24 protein-coding genes are annotated in these 19,602 nt (G+C 36.9%); all 24 read left to right on the top strand.

Going from position 1 to position 19,602, the window contains the following annotated elements; translation table 11 throughout:
* Window positions 1-266 (top strand): DNA methyltransferase (locus GSM_RS04870; protein WP_010077860.1); only part of this gene is annotated, 266 nt, incomplete at its 5' end.
* 11 nt (window positions 267-277) lie between these two features.
* The gene (locus tag GSM_RS04865) at window positions 278-730 is read left to right on the top strand and encodes a class I SAM-dependent methyltransferase (RefSeq protein WP_003687890.1); all 453 of its coding nucleotides are present in this window, start codon (window positions 278-280) and stop codon (window positions 728-730) included.
* A gap of 4 nt (window positions 731-734) precedes the next feature.
* Window positions 735-929, top strand: coding sequence for a helix-turn-helix domain-containing protein (locus GSM_RS04860; RefSeq protein ID WP_003687888.1), 195 nt, complete (start codon window positions 735-737; stop codon window positions 927-929).
* Between the two features lie 9 nt (window positions 930-938).
* Window positions 939-1,631, top strand: a complete 693-nt coding sequence (locus tag GSM_RS04855; protein ID WP_003687886.1) for a putative HNHc nuclease — start codon at window positions 939-941, stop codon at window positions 1,629-1,631.
* A gap of 5 nt (window positions 1,632-1,636) precedes the next feature.
* Window positions 1,637-1,840 carry a hypothetical protein gene (locus tag GSM_RS04850; RefSeq protein WP_003687884.1) on the top strand — a complete coding sequence of 68 codons (204 nt, stop codon included), beginning with the start codon at window positions 1,637-1,639 and terminating at the stop codon, window positions 1,838-1,840.
* A gap of 2 nt (window positions 1,841-1,842) precedes the next feature.
* Window positions 1,843-2,151 carry a MazG-like family protein gene (locus tag GSM_RS04845; RefSeq protein ID WP_003687883.1) on the top strand — a complete coding sequence of 103 codons (309 nt, stop codon included), beginning with the start codon at window positions 1,843-1,845 and terminating at the stop codon, window positions 2,149-2,151.
* A gap of 367 nt (window positions 2,152-2,518) precedes the next feature.
* Window positions 2,519-2,956 (top strand): DUF722 domain-containing protein, encoded by a 438-nt coding sequence (locus GSM_RS04835; RefSeq protein ID WP_003687881.1) that lies wholly within the window; start codon window positions 2,519-2,521, stop codon window positions 2,954-2,956.
* 310 nt (window positions 2,957-3,266) lie between these two features.
* On the top strand, window positions 3,267-3,995 hold the full coding sequence (locus tag GSM_RS04830) for a hypothetical protein (RefSeq protein WP_003687879.1): 729 nt from the start codon (window positions 3,267-3,269) through the stop codon (window positions 3,993-3,995).
* Window positions 3,996-4,017: 22 nt separating this feature from the next.
* The gene (locus tag GSM_RS04825) at window positions 4,018-4,836 is read left to right on the top strand and encodes a terminase small subunit (protein ID WP_003687877.1); all 819 of its coding nucleotides are present in this window, start codon (window positions 4,018-4,020) and stop codon (window positions 4,834-4,836) included.
* A complete protein-coding gene (locus tag GSM_RS04820) occupies window positions 4,823-6,112 on the top strand; it encodes a PBSX family phage terminase large subunit (protein WP_003687875.1) in 1,290 nt (429 codons plus the stop codon). The genes GSM_RS04825 and GSM_RS04820 overlap by 14 nt, the downstream gene beginning before the upstream one ends.
* A gap of 3 nt (window positions 6,113-6,115) precedes the next feature.
* Window positions 6,116-7,678: a phage portal protein gene (locus GSM_RS04815; protein ID WP_003687873.1), complete on the top strand. Its 1,563-nt coding sequence runs from the start codon at window positions 6,116-6,118 to the stop codon at window positions 7,676-7,678.
* Complete coding sequence (locus tag GSM_RS04810) at window positions 7,584-8,399, top strand: minor capsid protein (RefSeq protein ID WP_235720344.1); 816 nt, start codon at window positions 7,584-7,586, stop codon at window positions 8,397-8,399. Before GSM_RS04815 ends, GSM_RS04810 begins: the two co-directional genes overlap by 95 nt.
* Before the next feature lie 180 nt (window positions 8,400-8,579).
* On the top strand, window positions 8,580-9,182 hold the full coding sequence (locus GSM_RS04805) for a DUF4355 domain-containing protein (RefSeq protein ID WP_003687869.1): 603 nt from the start codon (window positions 8,580-8,582) through the stop codon (window positions 9,180-9,182).
* Between the two features lie 14 nt (window positions 9,183-9,196).
* The gene (locus GSM_RS04800; protein WP_003687868.1) at window positions 9,197-10,324 is read left to right on the top strand and encodes an Ig-like domain-containing protein; all 1,128 of its coding nucleotides are present in this window, start codon (window positions 9,197-9,199) and stop codon (window positions 10,322-10,324) included.
* A gap of 65 nt (window positions 10,325-10,389) precedes the next feature.
* Window positions 10,390-10,746 carry a phage head-tail connector protein gene (locus GSM_RS04795; protein ID WP_003687867.1) on the top strand — a complete coding sequence of 119 codons (357 nt, stop codon included), beginning with the start codon at window positions 10,390-10,392 and terminating at the stop codon, window positions 10,744-10,746.
* Entirely contained in the window at window positions 10,746-11,036 is a 291-nt protein-coding gene (locus GSM_RS04790; protein ID WP_003687865.1) for a hypothetical protein, read from the top strand. The genes GSM_RS04795 and GSM_RS04790 overlap by 1 nt, the downstream gene beginning before the upstream one ends.
* Window positions 11,037-11,411 (top strand): HK97-gp10 family putative phage morphogenesis protein, encoded by a 375-nt coding sequence (locus GSM_RS04785; RefSeq protein WP_003687864.1) that lies wholly within the window; start codon window positions 11,037-11,039, stop codon window positions 11,409-11,411.
* On the top strand, window positions 11,411-11,764 hold the full coding sequence (locus GSM_RS04780) for a DUF3168 domain-containing protein (RefSeq protein WP_003687862.1): 354 nt from the start codon (window positions 11,411-11,413) through the stop codon (window positions 11,762-11,764). Before GSM_RS04785 ends, GSM_RS04780 begins: the two co-directional genes overlap by 1 nt.
* An 11-nt stretch (window positions 11,765-11,775) precedes the next feature.
* Window positions 11,776-12,585 (top strand): phage major tail protein, TP901-1 family, encoded by an 810-nt coding sequence (locus GSM_RS04775; protein ID WP_003687860.1) that lies wholly within the window; start codon window positions 11,776-11,778, stop codon window positions 12,583-12,585.
* A 49-nt stretch (window positions 12,586-12,634) separates the two neighbouring features.
* The gene (locus GSM_RS04770; RefSeq protein ID WP_003687858.1) at window positions 12,635-13,066 is read left to right on the top strand and encodes a hypothetical protein; all 432 of its coding nucleotides are present in this window, start codon (window positions 12,635-12,637) and stop codon (window positions 13,064-13,066) included.
* The gene (locus GSM_RS15370) at window positions 12,949-13,371 is read left to right on the top strand and encodes a hypothetical protein (protein WP_235720345.1); all 423 of its coding nucleotides are present in this window, start codon (window positions 12,949-12,951) and stop codon (window positions 13,369-13,371) included. The genes GSM_RS04770 and GSM_RS15370 overlap by 118 nt, the downstream gene beginning before the upstream one ends.
* Window positions 13,371-16,553, top strand: a complete 3,183-nt coding sequence (locus GSM_RS04760; protein WP_003687854.1) for a phage tail protein — start codon at window positions 13,371-13,373, stop codon at window positions 16,551-16,553. The genes GSM_RS15370 and GSM_RS04760 overlap by 1 nt, the downstream gene beginning before the upstream one ends.
* Window positions 16,554-17,384, top strand: a complete 831-nt coding sequence (locus GSM_RS04755; protein ID WP_003687852.1) for a phage tail family protein — start codon at window positions 16,554-16,556, stop codon at window positions 17,382-17,384.
* A gap of 13 nt (window positions 17,385-17,397) precedes the next feature.
* Window positions 17,398-19,602, top strand: a 2,205-nt coding sequence (locus GSM_RS14015) for a phage tail protein (protein WP_010077859.1), incomplete at its 3' end; no start/stop codon positions are given.

Genomic DNA, 19,602 nt, shown 5'->3' with positions numbered 1-19,602 from the left:
TGAACTGGTTCAAGTGGGAAACAGATAACGGCTATCCGAAGATACACCCAACACAAAAACCTATTCCAGTATTAAAAAGGCTGATTGAAATATTTACAGATGTTGGTGATGTGGTGATTGATCCATGTGCAGGAAGTGGCAGCACGTTAAGAGCTGCAATGGAACTTAATAGGTCTGCATATGGCTTTGAGATTATGAAAGATATGTATAAGCAGGCAAAAGAACAAATGATTGACCATGCAGAAATATCATTGTTGAGCTTATGAGGAGTGACATCATGAAAATACTAGACGCGTGTTGTGGCTCAAGAATGTTTTGGTATGACAAACGTGAGGCACATACAACTTACATGGATATACGAAATTATTATGAAGAATTGCCGACTGGACATGTTATCAACGTGAGCCCAGATGTTCAAGGCAACTTTATGGATATGAATTTTGAAGATAACACTTTTGATTTAGTTGTCTTTGACCCACCACATTTGATACATGCAGGTAAAACATCTTGGTTGGCCAAAAAATATGGAGTATTGCCTAACGATTGGCAAAGTTCCATAAAACGAGGCTTTGATGAATGTCGAAGAGTCTTGAAACCAACTGGTTCACTGATTATGAAATGGAATGAAGACCAGATTAAATCAGCAGAAATGCTAAAGGCTATTGCAGCTAATCCTATTTTTGGAGATAGACGTAGCAAAACAAGATGGCTTGTATTTTTAAAGGAGTGACATCATGAAAAAATTGCGAGAAATTAGGCAGAAGATGTGTATGACACAAGCAATGCTAGCTGACAAAGTTGGACTAACCAGACAAGCAATTACTGCTTATGAAGGTGGTCGCAACTTTCCCGGTGAAAATGAGCTTAACAAGTTAGCTGATGTGCTGTGTGTGAGTGTAGACGAGCTTATGGGGAGAAAAGTAAGTTAGGAGGTTGCTATGTGGTTGCCTGCATTTGTTAGGAATTTCAGAGGGAGTCAGCTTGTTATCCAACTTGAGCAAAGTGTGAGTCTCGAAAGACTTAGAACAATGTACAACGGTAATCTCAGCAGAATTCTTGTAAAAATTGAGTTTGTGGATCCACGCAAGGCTAGACCGAAACAACGAGCATTATTCTTTGCCTTGATTGGTGATATTTGGAACTGGAGCGGTCAACCTGTCGAAGAGTTAAAGGAATACTTCTATATCCAATATGCCATCAGAACAGCAGGTGGAATGATAAGCCTAGCAGATGATACAAAGAATACTGTTTCAGATGCTAACAAGCTATTAGAAATAGTAATCGACTTCATGTTTGATTACAGAGTCCCTTTTAAGGACGGCTACGAGCTTTTGCCAAAGGGCGAGACATATTACATGTACCTGTGTTGCAAGCACCGTAAATGCGCAATATGTGGACGACACGCGGATATTCACCATTTAGAAACAATTGGCATGGGCGGTAATAGAACACACGTAGATCACACCAAACGACATGTAATGGCTCTTTGCCGCTCTCACCACCGAGAAATCGAACAAATCGGAGCTAGAAATTTTGGTTACAAGTATCACGTTCCAGTTACAGGTATCAAGTTAGATGTTGAAACACTGAGAAAGATTCACGTTGCAGGAAACTATGAAGAAAAGGAGTGATGTGCATGAGATACGAAAAAGGAGACAAAGTCAAAATAATCAAAGTTCCAAATGAGCGAATGGTTACAGGTATGTACAAGTATTGCAGACAAAAAGTGACAATAGCAAAAGCAACTCGTTATATCGGAAGTCGTGATATTGTTTATCACATCAAAGAGGACAAAGGCAAGTTTGCATGGTTTGAAGATGATTTTCAGGAGGAATGTTAAGAATGAAATATAGCGAAATGATTAAGCGAGTTCAAAGTTGGGCTAAAGAACGCGGATTAGATAAAACAGATCCACATGCACAAGGATTGAAGATCGCCGAAGAGATGGGGGAAATGTTTCAAGCATTCTTGAAAGGCCGCAAAGAAGATGAATTAGACGCAGTAGGAGATTTGCAAGTAACACTAATTATTTATTGCCTGCAACGAGGGATTAATTATGAGAAATGTTTAGCAAATGCATACAGCGTTATTGAGAACCGCAAAGGGAAAACGGTAGATGGAATATTTATCAAGCAGGAGGATATTGAATGAATGATAGGTATAGGCTAAAGGAAAAAATGTATCAGAAAATAAAATACTGGTATGTAAATGACCGTGGTGCAAAACGTTTTACGCTGGTTATAGCGAAGTGAAAGATTCCAGTCATTTGAGATTCGCACTCTCATTTGACTTTAGGGAAGATAACTAATGCTATTGTGTTGGATACTAACGAATAAAACGCAATTAGGAGCGTACGTTAATCGACCTTTTAATTCTATAGCCATACATGATGATTTAGTCGTCTAGCATGCAAAATGCGTGTATGGCGTTGATATGAGCTTGCACAGACATATCAAAAACAAACCAAAGGGGAGTGGGCAAATGAAAAAATCAACTTTTAGGACAGGAGGGACGCTGTTTGATTGAAGAAAAAATTAGTAATCAACAATACTTAGGCTGGGAGGCCGATTTAGAAGTAATAGCCAGAATTGACAACCAAATTTCACTGAGAAAAACCTATCTGATGTCGCCATGGAAACCTAGAAGAGATGAAAATTCAAGTGTTAGTAGGAGTAGTTTTATCTCTCGGCCACAGGAAAATTACATTGAAAAGCTTGAAAAAGATAAGAGGCTTAATAAGCTTGAATACTTTAAGAAACTAAGCCTCGAATTTACTAAAGAGTTAAAAAAAGCAGAAAATGCTGAATTAAAAGAACTTTATGAAATGAAATTCATTAAAGCTCCATATATGACGTGGAAAGATGTTAGTGAGGCATTAGGATATAAGCACACTAACGGATACAATCGTCGGAAAGCATTACTAGAAATCTGGGGAAAGATTTGTGGCGAATGCTGAAAGTGTACTAAAAAGTGTAGCAGTACACTCTTAAAAAAATAAAATGATAGTATGCCAAGTTGGACATGAGGCAAAACTCTCTTTCTGAATATGAGAACTAGATACCGTTGGTACGGTTGGTTAGCGGTTCGATTCCGCTATCTAGCTTTATGAGCTTAGCATGATCTAAGTCGTTTAACACGCGTTACTGTGTGCCTATTCTCGGGAGTAGGCTTTTTTATTTGTTATCATTTATCTCCCTTACGAGTATAATTATATTCAAAATGTGTGCGTAATGATATAAGTCCAGTACGCAATTGGGGGAGAAAAATTGGAAAAATTAGTAAATTTTTATAAAGAATGGAAGCAACTTATAATTCTAGTTGTAATAATGTTTTTATTGGGAATAATTGGTTTGATACTACCCTATGGAAGTGCAAAGTGGAACTTTATATTTGAAAACATGATTTGGTTTCCTGTAGAAATATTAATAACAATTTTTGCATTAAACAAAATTCTAGAAAAGAATGAAAAAGAGAAAGAATTAAAGAAAAAAGAAAAAATTGTTCGTGGAAAAGATAAACAAACAATGAAATATGTAAGGGATAAGGTAACTTCGATCGTTTATGATGATTCTATTTATGATAGTAAAAGAAATAATAAAAAATTATTTGCAAATTTGGTTAATGATATAAAAAATAAAGAAAACATTATTATTAATAAGGAAAAATTAGCCAAGGCAAAAAGAACTTATAGAACAATTGAAAATCAAACATTTACTTTTAACTATGCTGGAATATGTTATATGCAATGTAAAGATGTATATGGTGAATTAGATGAATTTTTGAATAAATATGGGTATGTATTAGATTCAAACCAATACGTAGAAATGGATAAATTAAGAGATTTGATTCATAGTTTAGGATTATTAAATGTTGGGGTTAACCCAGGTTTCTATGCGAAAAGTTATAAAATGAGTATGCAAGATGATACAGCAGTAATTCAATTAAGAAGGGCTGTCATGCTAACTGCTGATATTTATAATGAACTTTTGAAGTAATTTAAGGTGGTGGCGATATGATATGACAAAGCAAGAGCAAGCTAAGAAAGATTATTTAGCAGGAATGAAGTACAAAGACATTGCTAGCAAGTATGAAGTATCTATCAATACCGTAAAATCTTGGAAAAATAGATATGGGTGGCAAAGAGGTGCACCCACTAAAAAAAGTATGCACACAAAACCTAAAAAGGGTGCACACAAAATTACAAAGGGTGCAGTTGAAAAAATAACAGATAATGATGAACTGACAGAAAAGCAAAAACGTTTCTGTCTTTTTTATTTGCAACGATTTAATGCAACGTGGGCATATCAACAAGCATATGAGTGTAGTTATGAAGTGGCTAATGCTAAAGGACCATCCTTGTTAGTAAAAGATAGTATTAAATTAATGCTCAAAGAATTAAAGAAACAGCAGTCACAAGAGCTTTATGTTGACGCAAATGATATTATGCAAGGTTACCTTAAACAGGCTACAGCAGATGTTACGGACGTTGTCGAGTTCGAGACGGTTAAGCGATTAAAGTGGCAGAAGGACTATTCAAAGAATGGTAAGTATGGTCCGAAAAGCAATCCTTATGATTATGTTCCTGTCATTGACCCAGATACTGGTAAACAAGATTTTTATTTTGAACAGGTCGTTAAGCTACGTGATAGTAAGGAGATTGATACTTCCAATATCAAGTCAATTCGAATTGATAAAGGAGAAGCTGTTGTTGAGATGTATGACAAACAGAAAGCTTTGAAAGAGCTTCTTGAACGACTACCTGATTTGAATGCGAATGATAGCCAAGTGGTTATAAACGTAAAATTACCGGAGGTGAATAAGGATGCCAGTGATTGACTTAGATGTTTCTAAAATGGTTAGTTCTGCATACTATCCACTTTTTACTGCTAGAAACCGATATATTGCATATAAGGGTTCTCGTGGTTCTGGTAAGTCCTATAGTGCAGGAGATAAAGTTTTATTAGACACAATGATGTATCCATACGTCAATTGGTTAATTGTTCGTCAATATTTTGGAACACATAAGGATTCAACATATGCAACTTTAAAAAGGATTGCTTACTCGTTAGGAGTGAGTGATCTTTTTAAGTTTACTGTTAGTCCTTTAGAAATAACTTATAAACAAACTGGACAAAAAATATTATTCAGAGGAATGGACGACCCACTCAAAATTACATCAATCAATGTTACTACTGGTTATTTATGTAGAGCCTGGTGGGAAGAAGCGTACGAGCTTAAATCATTAGATGCGTTCCATACGGTTGAAGAATCAATGCGTGGTGTTTTACCCGACAATGGGTTTTATCAATCCATAATCACATTTAATCCTTGGAGTGATAGACACTGGCTTAAAAGCGAGTTTTTTGATGAGAAAACAAAAGATAAACGAGCACTAGCATTAACAACAACCTATAAAGACAATGACCATCTCGACAATGACTATATTGAAAGCCTAGAAGATATGCTTGTTCGCAATCCTAATCGTGCTAGAGTGGCAGTTTTGGGAGAATGGGGAATTGCAGAAGGGCTTGTATTCGATGGCTTATTTGAACAACGTGATTTCAGCTATGAAGAGATTGCTAATTTACCAAAAGCGGTTGGTTTAGATTTTGGTTTCAAACACGATCCGACTGCAGGAGAGTTCATTGCAATCGACCAGAAGAACAGAATCGTTTACATCTATGACGAGTTCTATCAGCAAGGGATGTTGACTCAGCCGATAGCACAAGCGTTAGCACAGCATAAAGCCATAGGGTTACCAATTATCGCCGATAGTGCTGAACAACGCTTAATTGTTGAATTAGCACAAGTATTCAACATTCCAAATATTCGACCATCTGGTAAAGGCAAAGACTCAGTTATCCAAGGCATTCAGTATATGCAGTCGTACAAGTATGTGGTGCATCCAAGGGTCAAAGGACTGTTAGAGGAATTTAATACGTATGTCTATGACAAGGACAAAGAAGGTAATTGGTTAAACACACCAGAAGATGCAAATAACCATGCTATTGATTCATTGAGGTATGCAATGGAATTATTCATGTTTACACAACATGGACAATACATGAGCTATCAAGAAAGACAAAAGGCAGTAAGAAATTTAGGACTTTAGGAGGTGATCACAATTAAATTTAAATGGGATTTAGAACAAGCAAATTTAATCTATCAAGAAGATTTGGACAAATTAACACCTGATAGAATTATGAAGTTCATCACACATCACTTTAACTTTCAGCGTCCACGATTACAGATATTAAATAATTACTATCAAGGATTTAACACAGCAATATTTGATAACAAAAAGCGCAGGCATGAAGATGGCAAGGCAGATTATCGTGCATCGCACAGTTTTGCTAAGTACATCGCTGATTTTCAGACATCTTATTCAGTTGGTAACCCTATTAACATTAAATTACCAATTAAAAATGATGAACGGTTTGATGAGATAACACAAGCTAATGATGTTGATGCATTAAACTATGATCTATTTCTTGATATGACAAGATATGGGCGTGCATTTGAATATATCTATCGAGGCACTGATGATGTTGAACACATTGTGAGGTTGGATCCTTTAGACACATTCATTATTTATTCGCTCGATGTGGATCCACAACCAATCATGGCTGTTAGATATCATCAAGTTGAGATTGTTGATGATAATGAGGTATCAAAGATTAATTATATTCCTGAAACGTGGACAGAGTCAGAACATATTATTTATAAATCAACTCCGATTGATGGTGTTATGAATGCTGATGGCAAAAATGAATCAATCGTTTCATTTCCTGTAGTTGAATACTGGAATAACAAATTCCGTTTAGGTGATTACGAGAATGTCATTTCATTGATTGATTTGTATGATGCTGCCGAATCAGATACTGCTAACTACATGACTGATTTAAACGAAGCTATGTTGGTTATTAAAGGCGATATTGATACTTTGCTAGATGGTTCAACTTTAATGCAGGGTGTGGATCCAACTGATAAAGATGCAATGGCTAAACTGGCAAAAGATAAGCTAGACATTCTAAAAGAAATGAAATCAGCTAACTTATTGCTATTGAAATCAGGAGTAACTGCAACAGGAACGCAAACAAATGTTGATGCTGGATATATTCATAAAGAATATGACGTAAACGGGACAGAAGCTTACAAGAAACGTTTAGCAAGCGATATTCACAAATTCAGTCATACACCTGATTTAACAGATGAAAATTTTGCATCGAATGTTTCTGGCATTGCGATGAAATATAAGTTACTTGGAACAGTTGAGTTAGCTGCTACTAAACGACGATTATTTGAACGTGGGTTATATACACGTTATCAGATTATTGCCACTTTAGAGTCCAAAGCATCATCAAGTATGAAAAATGACCCTAACGAGCTTGTATTCACATTTAAGGATAATCTACCAACTGATGATATTGCGCAGATTCAGCAACTTCAATCAGCAGGAGCAACGTTACCGCAAGAATATCTTTATCAGTTTTTGCCTGGTGTAACGGACCCTAGCGATATCACTGAAATGATGCAGAAGCAACAAGAGGAACAGCAAGAATACCAGTTAGGTGGTGGTTCTGATGAATCAGGAAGAACTGAACAAGATAATTCAGAAGTTCGCGGACAGTCAATACAGCAAGGACGTGAACAACAGCCAGATACGCAAGATAATTAATTCTTCGATGGATGATTTTTTACAGTTTTGGCATGAATTTAACGAAGACTTTGATGATTACACCAAAGCAGATGATTCTAGATTAGCTAACAAGAAGTTGAAAGTTAAACTAGACAAACTTGCTAAGAACTATTCAATCAAAACTAAAGGAGTGGTTAATAATGATGACTTACTGCAATATGCAACATATGTTCATGCGTCGGCTCTTGCAAAAGATTTGGTTGAATATACAGGTGGTGAACTCAATAATGAAGCCGCCGAATCAATAGCATTTGGTGTAACTGCTTATGATGTTAATTTTAAAAATAAATTGAAACAGATTGATAAATTAGTCAATGGTCAAATAGACAAGACACTTTGGAGTGACCGTATATGGTCTAATATGGATGCTCTAAGGTCTGATTTGTTAAAAGATATGAAACACTCTTTACTGACACATCATAATCCTGTGGCACGAACTAGTGAGCTTAGAAAACGATATTCAGTAGCAAGATACCAAGCAGAACGAATATTGAGAACTGAAAGCTCACGAGTAATGGCTCAATCAGGTATTGAGAGTGTTCAACAGGCTGGATACGAAAAAGTTGTATGGGTTGCTAATTCTAAGGCGTGCGATGAATGTCAGTCACATATTGGACAAGTGTACACGTTGAAACAAGCACAAAATATTTTACCCTGGCATCCAAATTGTCGTTGCTCTTGGTCGGCATATGTAGATTAGAAGGGTTTGGTGGTCTAATATCTCGCAACTATGTGTTAAATAGCATGACCTGAGCAAGTCACTAAACTGCTTAAACAAACTAAATAGCGTGAAGTAATGGACGTGTGAACGTGGCTGAGCAAATTGCGTGGCTGGGTTCTTATAGCACGTCTTTTTGTTTTGGGCTAAGGAGGAATAAATATGACTGAAATTAATAAATTACCAATGAACTTACAATTTTTTGCTGATCCTAATCCAACACCTGAACCTGAACCAAATCCTAATCCAGAAACTCCAAAAGAAGATGAACCTGTAACTCTCACTCAAAAAGAATTGCAGTCAAAACTTGATTCAGAAGCCGATAAGCGTGTTACTAAGGCTCTCGAAAAAGCACAAGCAGACTTTGAGACAAAACTTCAAAGCAAATTGGATGAAGCAAAATCAGAAGGTGCTAAGTTGGCCAAGATGAGTGCTTCAGAAAAAGCAGCAGCTGAACAGAAAGCTAAAGAGGACGCACTTACTCAACGTGAAGCAGAACTCAACAAACGTGAATTATCTGCAAATGTTAAGGATATTTTGAATGAGAAGGGGTTACCTGCAAGTTTATCGGATTCACTAGTTGCTCTTGGCGATGCAGACAAAATTAATGACACAATTGGTGTACTAAGTAAGTCAATTGAAGAAGAAGTGAACAAACGTGTCAAAGAATCATTAAGAACTGACCCACCAAAGAATGATTCATCTGTTCTTGGTGGTAATAAGGATCCATTCGAAATGAAAATAGAAACATATAAGAAAAAATAAGGAGGTAGCATACTATGTTTACAAATAACAATAATTTAGCAGCACGAACATATCAGAAACAATTTGCACAATTAATGCAGACTGTGTTTGAAGCACAATCAGTATTTACACCAACATTTGGGGCTTTACAGGTCTTAGATGGAATTCAAAACAACGCTACAGCATTTTCCGTTAAGGTCAATGATGTGCCAGTAGTTGTTGGGGAATATAATACTGACGAAAATGTAGCGTTTGGTACAGGTACTAGCAATTCAAACCGCTTTGGTGAACGTAAAGAAATTATCTACAACGATGTTGATGTACCCTTCGATTTCAACTGGGCACTGCATGAAGGGCTAGATCGTTTCACAGTTAACAACGATTTAGACGCTGCCGTTGCAGACCGTTTAGATTTACAAGCACAAGCAAAAGTACGTTTATTCAACGTTAAATTAGGTGCTGCTTTGGTAGCTGCTGCAACTGATTTAGGCACTGATTTAAGTACAGGAGACAAGATTAATGCAGTATTCGAATCTGTTGTTGAAAAATACACTAACTTGGAAATTATCGTGCCTGCACGTGCTTACGTGACTGCTGACATTTACAACGCAATTATCGACTATGACAAAGTAAGTAATGTTAAAGGTTCAAAAGTAAATATTGATGAAAATGGTATCTTGTCATTCCGTGGAATTACTATCAGTAAGACACCAGCACGCTACATGTATGGAAAACAGATTATTTTTGCTCCTGACAACATTGGTCGTGCGTTTACTGGTATCGTAACAACACGTACTATCGAGTCAGAAGATTTTGATGGTGTTGCTCTCCAAGGTGCTGGTAAGGGTGGTACATTCATTCTTGATGATAATAAGGCAGCAATCTTTACTGCAGGTTCAACAGTTACAACTGGTATTACATTGAGTCAAAAGACAGCTTCAATCAAGGTTGGGGCGACTAAACAAGTAACGGTTTCTGCTGATCCAGCAACCGCATCTGATGCTAGTGTTGTTGTTTCTGCTGCAACATTTGCTTCAAGTGATGAAGCAGTAGCTACAGTAGCTGCAGACGGAACAATCACAGGTATTGCTGCAGGTTCTGCTACTATCACAGCTACAAGTGGTTCGTTCACTGCAACTGTTGCTGTAACTGTAACGGAATAGTCAAATTATTAGTCGCTTAGGAAATAAACAATAGCTTATGCGGCGGCTATTAAAGAGGTGATTATATGGCTGATACTGAAAATCCAATATTAGCGAGTATAAAACTAAGAATAGGAATTAGTGACACAATTCAAGATGGTTTATTGAGTGATCTAATCACTGATGCACAAGATAGAATTATGAGTTATATCAATCAAGACGGTGATGTTGCTCTAAAAGCTTTACCTAGCTCAATTAATTGGATAGTCAAAGACATTGTAATCAAAATGTATAATCGTATCGGTGATGAGGGTAAAACTTCAAGTGGGGAAAGTGATATTAGCAACTCTTGGGAATCTATTGACTTATCTGAGTATGCTAATAGTCTAGATCAATACCGTAAATCGAGTTTAAGGCGAAGGTCGGGAATGAGGTTTGTCTAATGAGATATAGCGATAGAATCACACTTATTAGATATTCTCAGGACAATGATGGATTAGGGGATGCACCTGTTGCAACAAAAACAGAGAATGTTCCTTGTGAACTGATACCCATCACTAATGTACAAGATTTGGAAAGTTTTGGGTTATTATCGACTAGTGCATATGAAATTCATATTAAGAATAAAGTAGCACTAGTTGATAGAGTGGAGATTGATAACGTTGAATACACAGTCAAAAAGACATTTGTTAATCGTAAATCAACTGTTTTGATTGTGTCAGGAGGTGGATAGATGACTAGTGTAGGTTTTGATATGAAGTTTGAGGGATTAGATAAGCTATATGAACAATTTAATGTAAGTAAGAGTAAAGCTAAGGATGTTACAGCATCGGCCATGAGAGCCACTGTAGCAAAGGCTCAGCAGACGGCTCAATCAATAGTTCCCGTTAGAACTGGATATTTAAGGCAAAATATAGTTGTGAAGCCCGTAAAGATTAACGGAGACACAATAACAGGAGAATTTGTTGCATCACAGGCAGATTATGCGTCTTATGTTGAATATGGGACGTATAAAATGCGAGCACAACCTTATATGAGGCCTGCTGTAGCATCGGCTAAGCCTTTTTTTTATAGCAAAGTCGAATCTGCTCTTAAAGGGGTGATGTGATGAGGCTAGCTGATTTTTACACAAGCATCAAAACTCAATTAACTAGTGATGATATCGCAGTGTTGTTTAGACAACCTACGACGAATGACACATTGCCACTCGTTCAAGTAGGCGTTCACACTGATTCTGATGCATCTACTAAATTTGGTTCGGAACTAAATGAAGTTGAACAGCAGATTGATGTATGGGCTGAGAATGTGAGTGTAATTGAATTTGAAGAGTATGTAAGACAGGTTAAATTATCACTTAGCAAATGTGTTAGGTGGGATAGTTTAACAGTACAAACAATGATAGATGAGAGCATTGGCAGAGATTTACGCCGTGCTCTTTTTTTAATGACAATAACAATTTAGGAGGAATTTAAATGGCAAGTGTAAACAACGGAATTGAGTACGTTAAGAAGACACCATATCGTGGTAAAGATGTTTGGTACTTCATCCAATCTACAGATGCACCAATTGGAAGCAAGGCTATTTTACCAGCTCATCAAGAGTCTGGTGATACTTCAATCGAAGGCGATTCACTGGATGAACAAAGCAAGATGGGACGTATTGTAGCACCTTCGACAAATGAAGATTCGATCGAATTAACTCATTACATGGTCCCAGGTGATAAAGCAGTAGATATTATTATTAACGCAAAACATGATGGAAAGCAGGTTAAAGTTTGGCGTGTAATCGTTGATGACCGCTTAAAAACTACAGAAGATGGGTTATCAGTTTATCCTTCAATGTTTGGATATGGTGTTGTTGACTCAGCAGATATTTCAGATGAAGATTCATTCAGTGAACTAGACTTTACATTGAATATTTTAGGAAAGCTGGTTTCAGGAACGTTCCCACTCACTGACGAACAAGTATCTGCATTACAGAAATTATACGACTATGAGCGCCCTGGTGAAACTAGTGGTCAATTCGGAGAAACGCCAGCTACAGCAATTACCTTAGATAAAACGACAGCTAGTGTAGAAGTTGGGTCTACTGTACAATTAACAGCTTCATTAACACCTGATGATGCTGGTAGTGTGGTGACTTACTCATCTAGTGATGAATCAATTGCAACAGTTGATGATGGTGGAGTAGTAACAGGTATTTCATCCGGTTCAACAACAATTACTGCTACGACATCAAATGGCTTGACAGCAACATGCGCTGTAACTGTAACAGCAGCTTAATTAATTAAAACAGAGACGATAAAGATGAGACGAAAAATGGAGGATTAAAATGATAACACTAAATTTCAAAGGTAAAGACAAAGAATATAAGTTCGATTACGCATCATTTTTCAGAGCAAATAAGATATTTTCAACTAAAAATCCGGAGAATGGGACTTCTAATAATGATGGAGCTGGGAGTATTTGGGTATCTCTAGTTACAGGTGATGATTCAGCGATATTTAATGCTGTTAGTTCTTTATTGCCTGCAAAGGCTACGGAAGATGAGGTAGTGGAAACTATCAATAAATATGACGGTGATATCAGTGAAGATTTGAAAGAGGAATTACAAGAATCAGCTTTTTTCAAGAAAGCCGCAAAACGTTGGATGAAATTTACAGATCTGTTCGTGGAGGGCAAGGAAGCGAAGACAGAGAACGACAAAATGGAACTGAAAGTAATGAAAAATACGCTGGAAGAAGTGAAGAAGAGTCTCTCCTAATTGATTTTGCACGTGTAGGTATATTTGATAGACAGCTTGTTATGAGTAGTTATTTTTGGGAAGCTAGAGCACTTATAGAAGGTGCTGCACTAATGCACAATGACGAGCGCAAACGTTCTCTTGAATTAGCGATTAATATTGCAAACGTACAGAATGCGAAGAATCCTAAACGTTCGGTCAAGTCAGCAGAAAAGGCTATTAGTAAAGCTGAAAATCAAATAACAGGTAATAAACCAACTACGAATAACAAGCCTAGTTTAAAGGCACTAGAAAGGCTTAATAAGGCGTTTGGAGGTGATAGTTAATGTCTAATGTAGCTGCAACATTTACAGCTAATATAAGCGGTTATACAAGTGCTATGAACAAGATGCAGAGTGCAACTAAAAGTATGACGAGCAAAGTATCAGGCTCAGCAAGTACTGGTGGAAAATCTTTTATAAAGATGGGTGCTTTGGCTGGATTGGGTGCAAGTGTGGCATCTTCTGCTTTTAACTTGATAAAAGGCGGAATAGGCAGCATGGTTTCAGAGCTGAGTAATTCAAGCGCGACTTGGAAAACATTCACTCAGAATATGCAAGGCATTGGTAAAAGTTCTAGTCAAATTGATAAAGTAAAAAGTTCTTTACAAAGTTTTGCACAAAAGACAATTTACAGTTCATCTGATATGGCATCAACATACTCTCAACTAGCCGCTGTAGGAACAAAATCAACACTGAAATTGGTTAAAGGCTTTGGTGGACTAGCTTCTGCGGCTGAGAATCCACAACAAGCTATGAAGACTTTAAGTCAACAAGCAACACAAATGGCTGCTAAACCAATGGTACAGTGGCAAGATTTTAAACTCATGCTCGAGCAGACTCCTGCAGGTATTGCAGCTGTTGCAAAAACAATGGGAATTAGTACAAAACAATTAGTTGCAAATGTTCAAAATGGAAAAGTATCAACAGAAGAATTTTTTGCAGCCGTAGCAAAAACTGGTACGAATAAAACATTCACTAAAATGGCTGAGCAATATAAAACAGTTGGTCAAGCAATGGATGGGCTACGAGAAACTTTGGCAAACAAATTGCAGCCAGCATTTAACGCGGTTTCACAAGTTGGGATTAACGCTATTTCAAAGTTAGTTGACGCAATAGGTAGTATAGATGCACAAGGTGCAGCCAATAAAATGATTTCAGCATTCAGCTCTTTAGGTACAAAACTACAGCCACTTGCATTGAATATACAAACATTATTTTCTAATGTGTTTAATGGGCTAAATACTGCTAAAGCAGCTACTGTTTTTAATGGATTATCTAGAATTGCATCAAATGCTATTGATCGTGTTATTGCGATTCTTAATGGATTTGTGGTTGCTGCTGAGGAAATTTGGAGCAGTGTAAGCAAAGGATTTTCTAAAGCATTTCAATCTGGCGATATAAAATCAATTGTTACTACAGTTAATGGTATCATCACAAACATTTCGTTGATCATTCAGACTAATGTAGGTACTTGGGCAGGCATTATATCTTCAATCCCATGGGGCACAGTATTCAATAGTTTAAAAACTGCAATTGGCATAGCAGTTGGTGTACTTTCGGGCTTAAGTAAAATTATGTTGGCGATAGCACAAAATCCGTTCTTTCAAGCGTTTAGTGCAGGAGTTGTGGCTGCAGTTGTTGCATATGCTGGTGCTATTAAGGCAATAGCGACAGCTATGAAAATTTGGAGTACTATAACAAAGATAGCTACAGGAATCCAAGCCGCATTTAATGCTGTAATGGATGCAAATATTTTTGTTATTATAGCTCTGGCCATAGTTGCTGTAGTCGCTGCATTGGTTTTCTTTTTCACTAAGACACAATTAGGACAAAAGATTTGGCAAGGCTTTGTATCATTTCTTGCTAAAGCTTGGGAAACTATTAAAAGCACTGCCGTGTCCGTTTGGAATGGCATTGGTAGCTTTCTGTCAGGTTTATGGAATAGTGTCGTGAGTGGAGCAAAAGGTATTTGGAACGGTCTTGGTTCTTTCTTTTCAGGTTTGTGGTCAGGAATCAAAAATACTGCGAGTTCTGCATGGAATGGATTAGGCTCATTCTTTAGTGGATTGTGGAATGGAATAATCAGTACAGCTACAAGTTTATGGTCTAGTTTTACAACTACATTGTCAGGAATATGGAACGCAGTCGTTGGTGTTGCATCTTCTGTTTGGAGTGTACTAACTTCTTTCTTTTCCACGTTGTGGAATGGTATTATTAGCGTTGCTCTTGGATTATGGAACACATTTGGTTCATCTATAACAACTATTTGGAATGGAATAGTTCAGATTGCTAGTGGTGTTTGGGGATTAATTAAAGCAGCAATAATGGGACCCGTTTTACTTGTATTGGATTTAGTTGTTGGAAATTTTACGCAATTAGGTTCCGATGTCACTCTGATATGGAATAAGATTGTGCAAGCAGCAACTACTTTGTGGAATGGGATTAAAAATGTTATTAACGGATCAGTTTCATTCATCGTTACGTTTGGGAAAACGATGTGGTCTGCATTTTCAAGCTTTATTGTGAATGTTTGGAATTCAATAGTTTCGACTGGTAAATCCTTGTGGAATGGATTCAAGTCATTTATGAGTTCTTTGTGGAATGGCATTAAATCTGTTGCTAGTTCAGTCTGGAATGGGATAATTTCATTTTTCACTTCTGCATGGAAAGGAATAATCAATACAGGAAAATCAGTTTGGAATGGTTTTAAATCATTCATGGGCAGCCTTTGGAATGGTATTAAATCAACAACAATGAATGTTTGGAATTATCTTAAGTCTGCTATTCCTAACGCAATCAATTCTGTTAAAACGACTGGTATAAACCTTTGGAACAGTTTTAAGTCAGGTGTAAGCAATATTTGGAATGGATTAAAGTCAACTGTGGTTAATGCTGGAAAAGCAGTAATAAATGGTATTCATTCAGCATGGAATGGTGTCGTTTCTTGGGCTAGTGGTCTGTGGAACGGTGTAAAATCTGTTATTAGATCGGCTCTTAGTTTTAATCTCTGGGATGCAGGTAAAGCTATCATGAACAGTTTCCTAAATGGATTAAAGTCAGTTTGGGGTTCGATTACAAGTTTTGTTGGAAATATTGCTTCATGGATCCGTAAACACAAAGGACCAATCAGCTACGATAAAAAACTGTTAATACCTGCTGGACAAGCTATTATGGGTGGCTTTAATAAGTCACTGCAAAACGCTTTTAGCGAAGTTCAGAGCAATGTTTCGAGTATGGCATCTCAATTAGCTAATACAGTTGCTGATTCAACTGCTGCAGTTACTGCGGGAGATTTGAGCTATTCAACAACGAGTGATGTTGCTATACAACCAATTGATTCAAGTGAGCAAAAGGACAGCAATATCTATGTATCAAATGAAATTGTTGGTGATAAGATCTATACATCTGTCAAAACAAATGAGGCACGGAAGACTAATTTATCATCGTTAAAGTTAGGAGGTTCGTAAATGGATTTAAAAATTACAACTCTTGATGGAACAAGTGTTAAATTAAGTGATTATGGTGCTAGTTTGATTGCTTTTGATGAAGGACCTGCTGAAATTGATAGAACTACTCAAAGTTTCAACGGTCGTAATGGTTCACTTGATTATGGTGGCAGATTTACTTCTAAAACGGTAACAGCAACTATTTTAATTGAAGCAAGCAGTATAAGTGATGATTTGAGTAAACAGCAACAGATAAATGGTTTGCTTTTAAATATTGATGGGTATTACATTCAACAGCTTTATAGTGATAATGGTTTATATGATTTTTTAAGACCCGGTCAAACTTCAGGAGAAATAACGTTTGCTAGTGGTGATACAGCTGCTAGCAAGCGTTTTTTAGTTTATCGTTCTGATACTAATTCACCTGAATTTGTTGGTAGAGTCGGTGATAAATTACGTTCAACTTGGGAGCTAGAATTTACTACTAAAGAGTTACCTTTTGGAGAAACCATCACCCAGGATATTAGTGTTTCAAGTGGTGGTTCTGTTGATTATGGTGGAACAGTAGCTAACAATCAGCTCGAATCTGGTTGGTATGTACAAATAACTGCGAGTGAGGCAAAAAGCGCAGGATTTGATTTTACAATTGGCTCTCATCAATGGGAATGCAGTCAAGCAATTGAATCTGGTGATGTAATTAAACTAGCTGGTATCACCAATTTATTGAATGGAGTTAATTTTAATGCCTTAACCAATGCAGAATACTTTGTTTTAAGTCCGGGTAAGAATGTTGTTACGTCAACACTTGCTGGGACTATTGTTTTAAAGAGCGTCAAGAATCTTTACTTGTAGGAGGTGAGCAGAATTGACGTTGTTTTATGATAAAGATGGCAATGGTTATATTGCTCAAATGAATCTTACGAGAACAATTGACGTTTCGGGGAACATTTCTATTTCAGGTACTATTTTTAATGGTGATGATGTATTACAGAATATTGGATATGGATGGAGTTTTAAATTTCAAGATGAAAAATATATCATCAGTTACACAAAACTAAATGATGAAGATAACACAGTCGAGTTTGACGCGGTTCATAAATTTTTATGGGATTTCTCTAAGTCAGTATTTTATGAAAGTTGGACAGGATCGCATACTTTCGAAGCTTATCTTAGCGCTCTCTTCAGTGGCAGTGGATACACGTATGATTTACAAACTACTGTAGCTGCGTTTGAGAAAGATAATTGGGGCATGAAAAACAAGGCGGATTTGTTATCGGATATTATTTCTGATGCAGGTGTTGAACTTGAAATTAGTAATCTAAAAGTCACTATTAAAGCACAAATAGGTTCAGATTTAACAAGCATTGCTAGGTACGGAATTAACTTATCTGATTTAATCGAGGAAAATAACATATCTAATTTTGCAACTCATGGTAAAGGCTTTGGTGCCTACTATGATGAAGATGATACGTCTAAGGGCAGACTTGAAGTAGAGTATACCTCTGATTTAGCTGAAACATATGGCATTCTTGATTTGGATCCTATTGTTGATGAGCGTTATACCATTTCAGCTAATTTGTTAGCTGCTGTTAAAACAGGAGTTGATGCAACATTTGCTGTGTCTGTATCTCTTAATATGTATGATCTAGAAAATGCTGGTTATCCTAACTATGATAGCCCACAGGTTGGCGATTGGATTCTAGCGATAGATGAAAAACTTAATTTCAAACGCAAAGTTAGAATTATCAAACTTGAAGAAGAGTTTGATGCTAATGAGAAACGTATTGGTTATACAGTCACTGCAGGAGATTTATCACAGGCAGAACAATTACAGAGCGCACAGGTATCGGCGACAAATGCTATTCAACAGTTACAGCAAGATGTAATAACCGTGTATTACTCCGCTAATGGTAAAAATAGAACATTCACAGGTACTGATGATCCCAATACGCTTGGTCTGACTGATTTGATTTCGGGGGATTTATATTGGCGTACTAACGGAGATAAAAAAGAATTATGGATTTATGATGGTACTCGCTGGAATCAAGAAGTTTCTGATGCAACAGGGGTTGAGATATCCGAGAATATAGCGACTGCTATGGCAGATGCAGATACAGCTAAGCAGAATGCTAATACAGCAGTTGAGACAGCTAACACAGCAATTTCAAAAGCTCAAATTGCGATAGATTCAGCAGATGATACAGCTGACCAATTAACAAATGTTTCAGCTGTCGCAAATCAAGCTAAAGTAGATAGTGCAACCTCTTTAAGTAATTCTGCAACTGCAATGTCGAACGCAACTACGGCTTTATCTACAGCTGATTCAGCTTTGAGTAAGTCCACTGCTAATAGTTCGTCTATAACAACTATTAATACTTCAATTGATGACATAAATGGAACGCTGTCTACAAAAGCTAATCAAACCGATTTAGATAAATTAACTGGACGGGTAACAACCTCAGAGACAAACATTACTCAGAATGCAAAGGATATTGCTTTAAAGGCTAACACAAGCGATGTTAATACGTTGACAAGTAGAGTGAGCACAGCAGAATCAGCGATTACTGTGAATGCTAATGCAATAGCTTTAAAGGCTAACACTACTGATGTAAATACTTTAACCGGTAGAGTATCTACTGCTGAATCTGCTATTACAGTTAATGCCAATGCGATAAATACAAAAGTATCATCTAGTGATGTTCAGAATATGCTTACTTCTGGGGGGTATGCAACTCAGACTTGGACTACAACTCAGATTAATACTACTGCGAGTGGAATCAACGCAACCATATCCAATGTTCAAACTCAGGTTACGAATAGTGCCGTAGGAACTAACTTACTATTAAATACATCTGATTATTCTGATAATTGGATATGGAGTGTTTACCCAACGATAGATAAAAGTCAGACACCTAATATTTTGCATTATCCTAGTACGACGGTGTCGGGTAGTCAAACTTCGGATATTGTTCAACAGAGCATAGGTACAATTTTGCAATCTTCTACAACTTATACTGCTAGTTTTTATGCTAAAGGTACAGGTTCATTTACTTTCTATTGCTATGCTAAT

Source organism: Liquorilactobacillus mali KCTC 3596 = DSM 20444, assembly GCF_000260415.1.
In the GTDB taxonomy this organism is placed as follows: domain Bacteria; phylum Bacillota; class Bacilli; order Lactobacillales; family Lactobacillaceae; genus Liquorilactobacillus; species Liquorilactobacillus mali.
The sequence above is the reverse complement of the archived record's forward strand: the minus strand, read 5'-3'. Positions and strand labels throughout refer to the sequence as shown.

What these genes read in the sequence shown, in the direction of transcription:
- GSM_RS04865 (WP_003687890.1), top strand. Translation starts at nt 278, where the DNA reads ATGAAAATACTAGACGCGTGTTGTGGCTCAAGAATGTTTTGGTATGAC.
- GSM_RS04860 (WP_003687888.1), top strand. Translation starts at nt 735, where the DNA reads ATGAAAAAATTGCGAGAAATTAGGCAGAAGATGTGTATGACACAAGCA.
- GSM_RS04855 (WP_003687886.1), top strand. Translation starts at nt 939, where the DNA reads ATGTGGTTGCCTGCATTTGTTAGGAATTTCAGAGGGAGTCAGCTTGTT.
- GSM_RS04850 (WP_003687884.1), top strand. Translation starts at nt 1,637, where the DNA reads ATGAGATACGAAAAAGGAGACAAAGTCAAAATAATCAAAGTTCCAAAT.
- GSM_RS04845 (WP_003687883.1), top strand. Translation starts at nt 1,843, where the DNA reads ATGAAATATAGCGAAATGATTAAGCGAGTTCAAAGTTGGGCTAAAGAA.
- GSM_RS04825 (WP_003687877.1), top strand. Translation starts at nt 4,018, where the DNA reads ATGACAAAGCAAGAGCAAGCTAAGAAAGATTATTTAGCAGGAATGAAG.
- GSM_RS04820 (WP_003687875.1), top strand. Translation starts at nt 4,823, where the DNA reads ATGCCAGTGATTGACTTAGATGTTTCTAAAATGGTTAGTTCTGCATAC.
- GSM_RS04810 (WP_235720344.1), top strand. Translation starts at nt 7,584, where the DNA reads ATGAATCAGGAAGAACTGAACAAGATAATTCAGAAGTTCGCGGACAGT.
- GSM_RS04805 (WP_003687869.1), top strand. Translation starts at nt 8,580, where the DNA reads ATGACTGAAATTAATAAATTACCAATGAACTTACAATTTTTTGCTGAT.
- GSM_RS04800 (WP_003687868.1), top strand. Translation starts at nt 9,197, where the DNA reads ATGTTTACAAATAACAATAATTTAGCAGCACGAACATATCAGAAACAA.
- GSM_RS04795 (WP_003687867.1), top strand. Translation starts at nt 10,390, where the DNA reads ATGGCTGATACTGAAAATCCAATATTAGCGAGTATAAAACTAAGAATA.
- GSM_RS04790 (WP_003687865.1), top strand. Translation starts at nt 10,746, where the DNA reads ATGAGATATAGCGATAGAATCACACTTATTAGATATTCTCAGGACAAT.
- GSM_RS04785 (WP_003687864.1), top strand. Translation starts at nt 11,037, where the DNA reads ATGACTAGTGTAGGTTTTGATATGAAGTTTGAGGGATTAGATAAGCTA.
- GSM_RS04780 (WP_003687862.1), top strand. Translation starts at nt 11,411, where the DNA reads ATGAGGCTAGCTGATTTTTACACAAGCATCAAAACTCAATTAACTAGT.
- GSM_RS04775 (WP_003687860.1), top strand. Translation starts at nt 11,776, where the DNA reads ATGGCAAGTGTAAACAACGGAATTGAGTACGTTAAGAAGACACCATAT.
- GSM_RS04770 (WP_003687858.1), top strand. Translation starts at nt 12,635, where the DNA reads ATGATAACACTAAATTTCAAAGGTAAAGACAAAGAATATAAGTTCGAT.
- GSM_RS04760 (WP_003687854.1), top strand. Translation starts at nt 13,371, where the DNA reads ATGTCTAATGTAGCTGCAACATTTACAGCTAATATAAGCGGTTATACA.
- GSM_RS04755 (WP_003687852.1), top strand. Translation starts at nt 16,554, where the DNA reads ATGGATTTAAAAATTACAACTCTTGATGGAACAAGTGTTAAATTAAGT.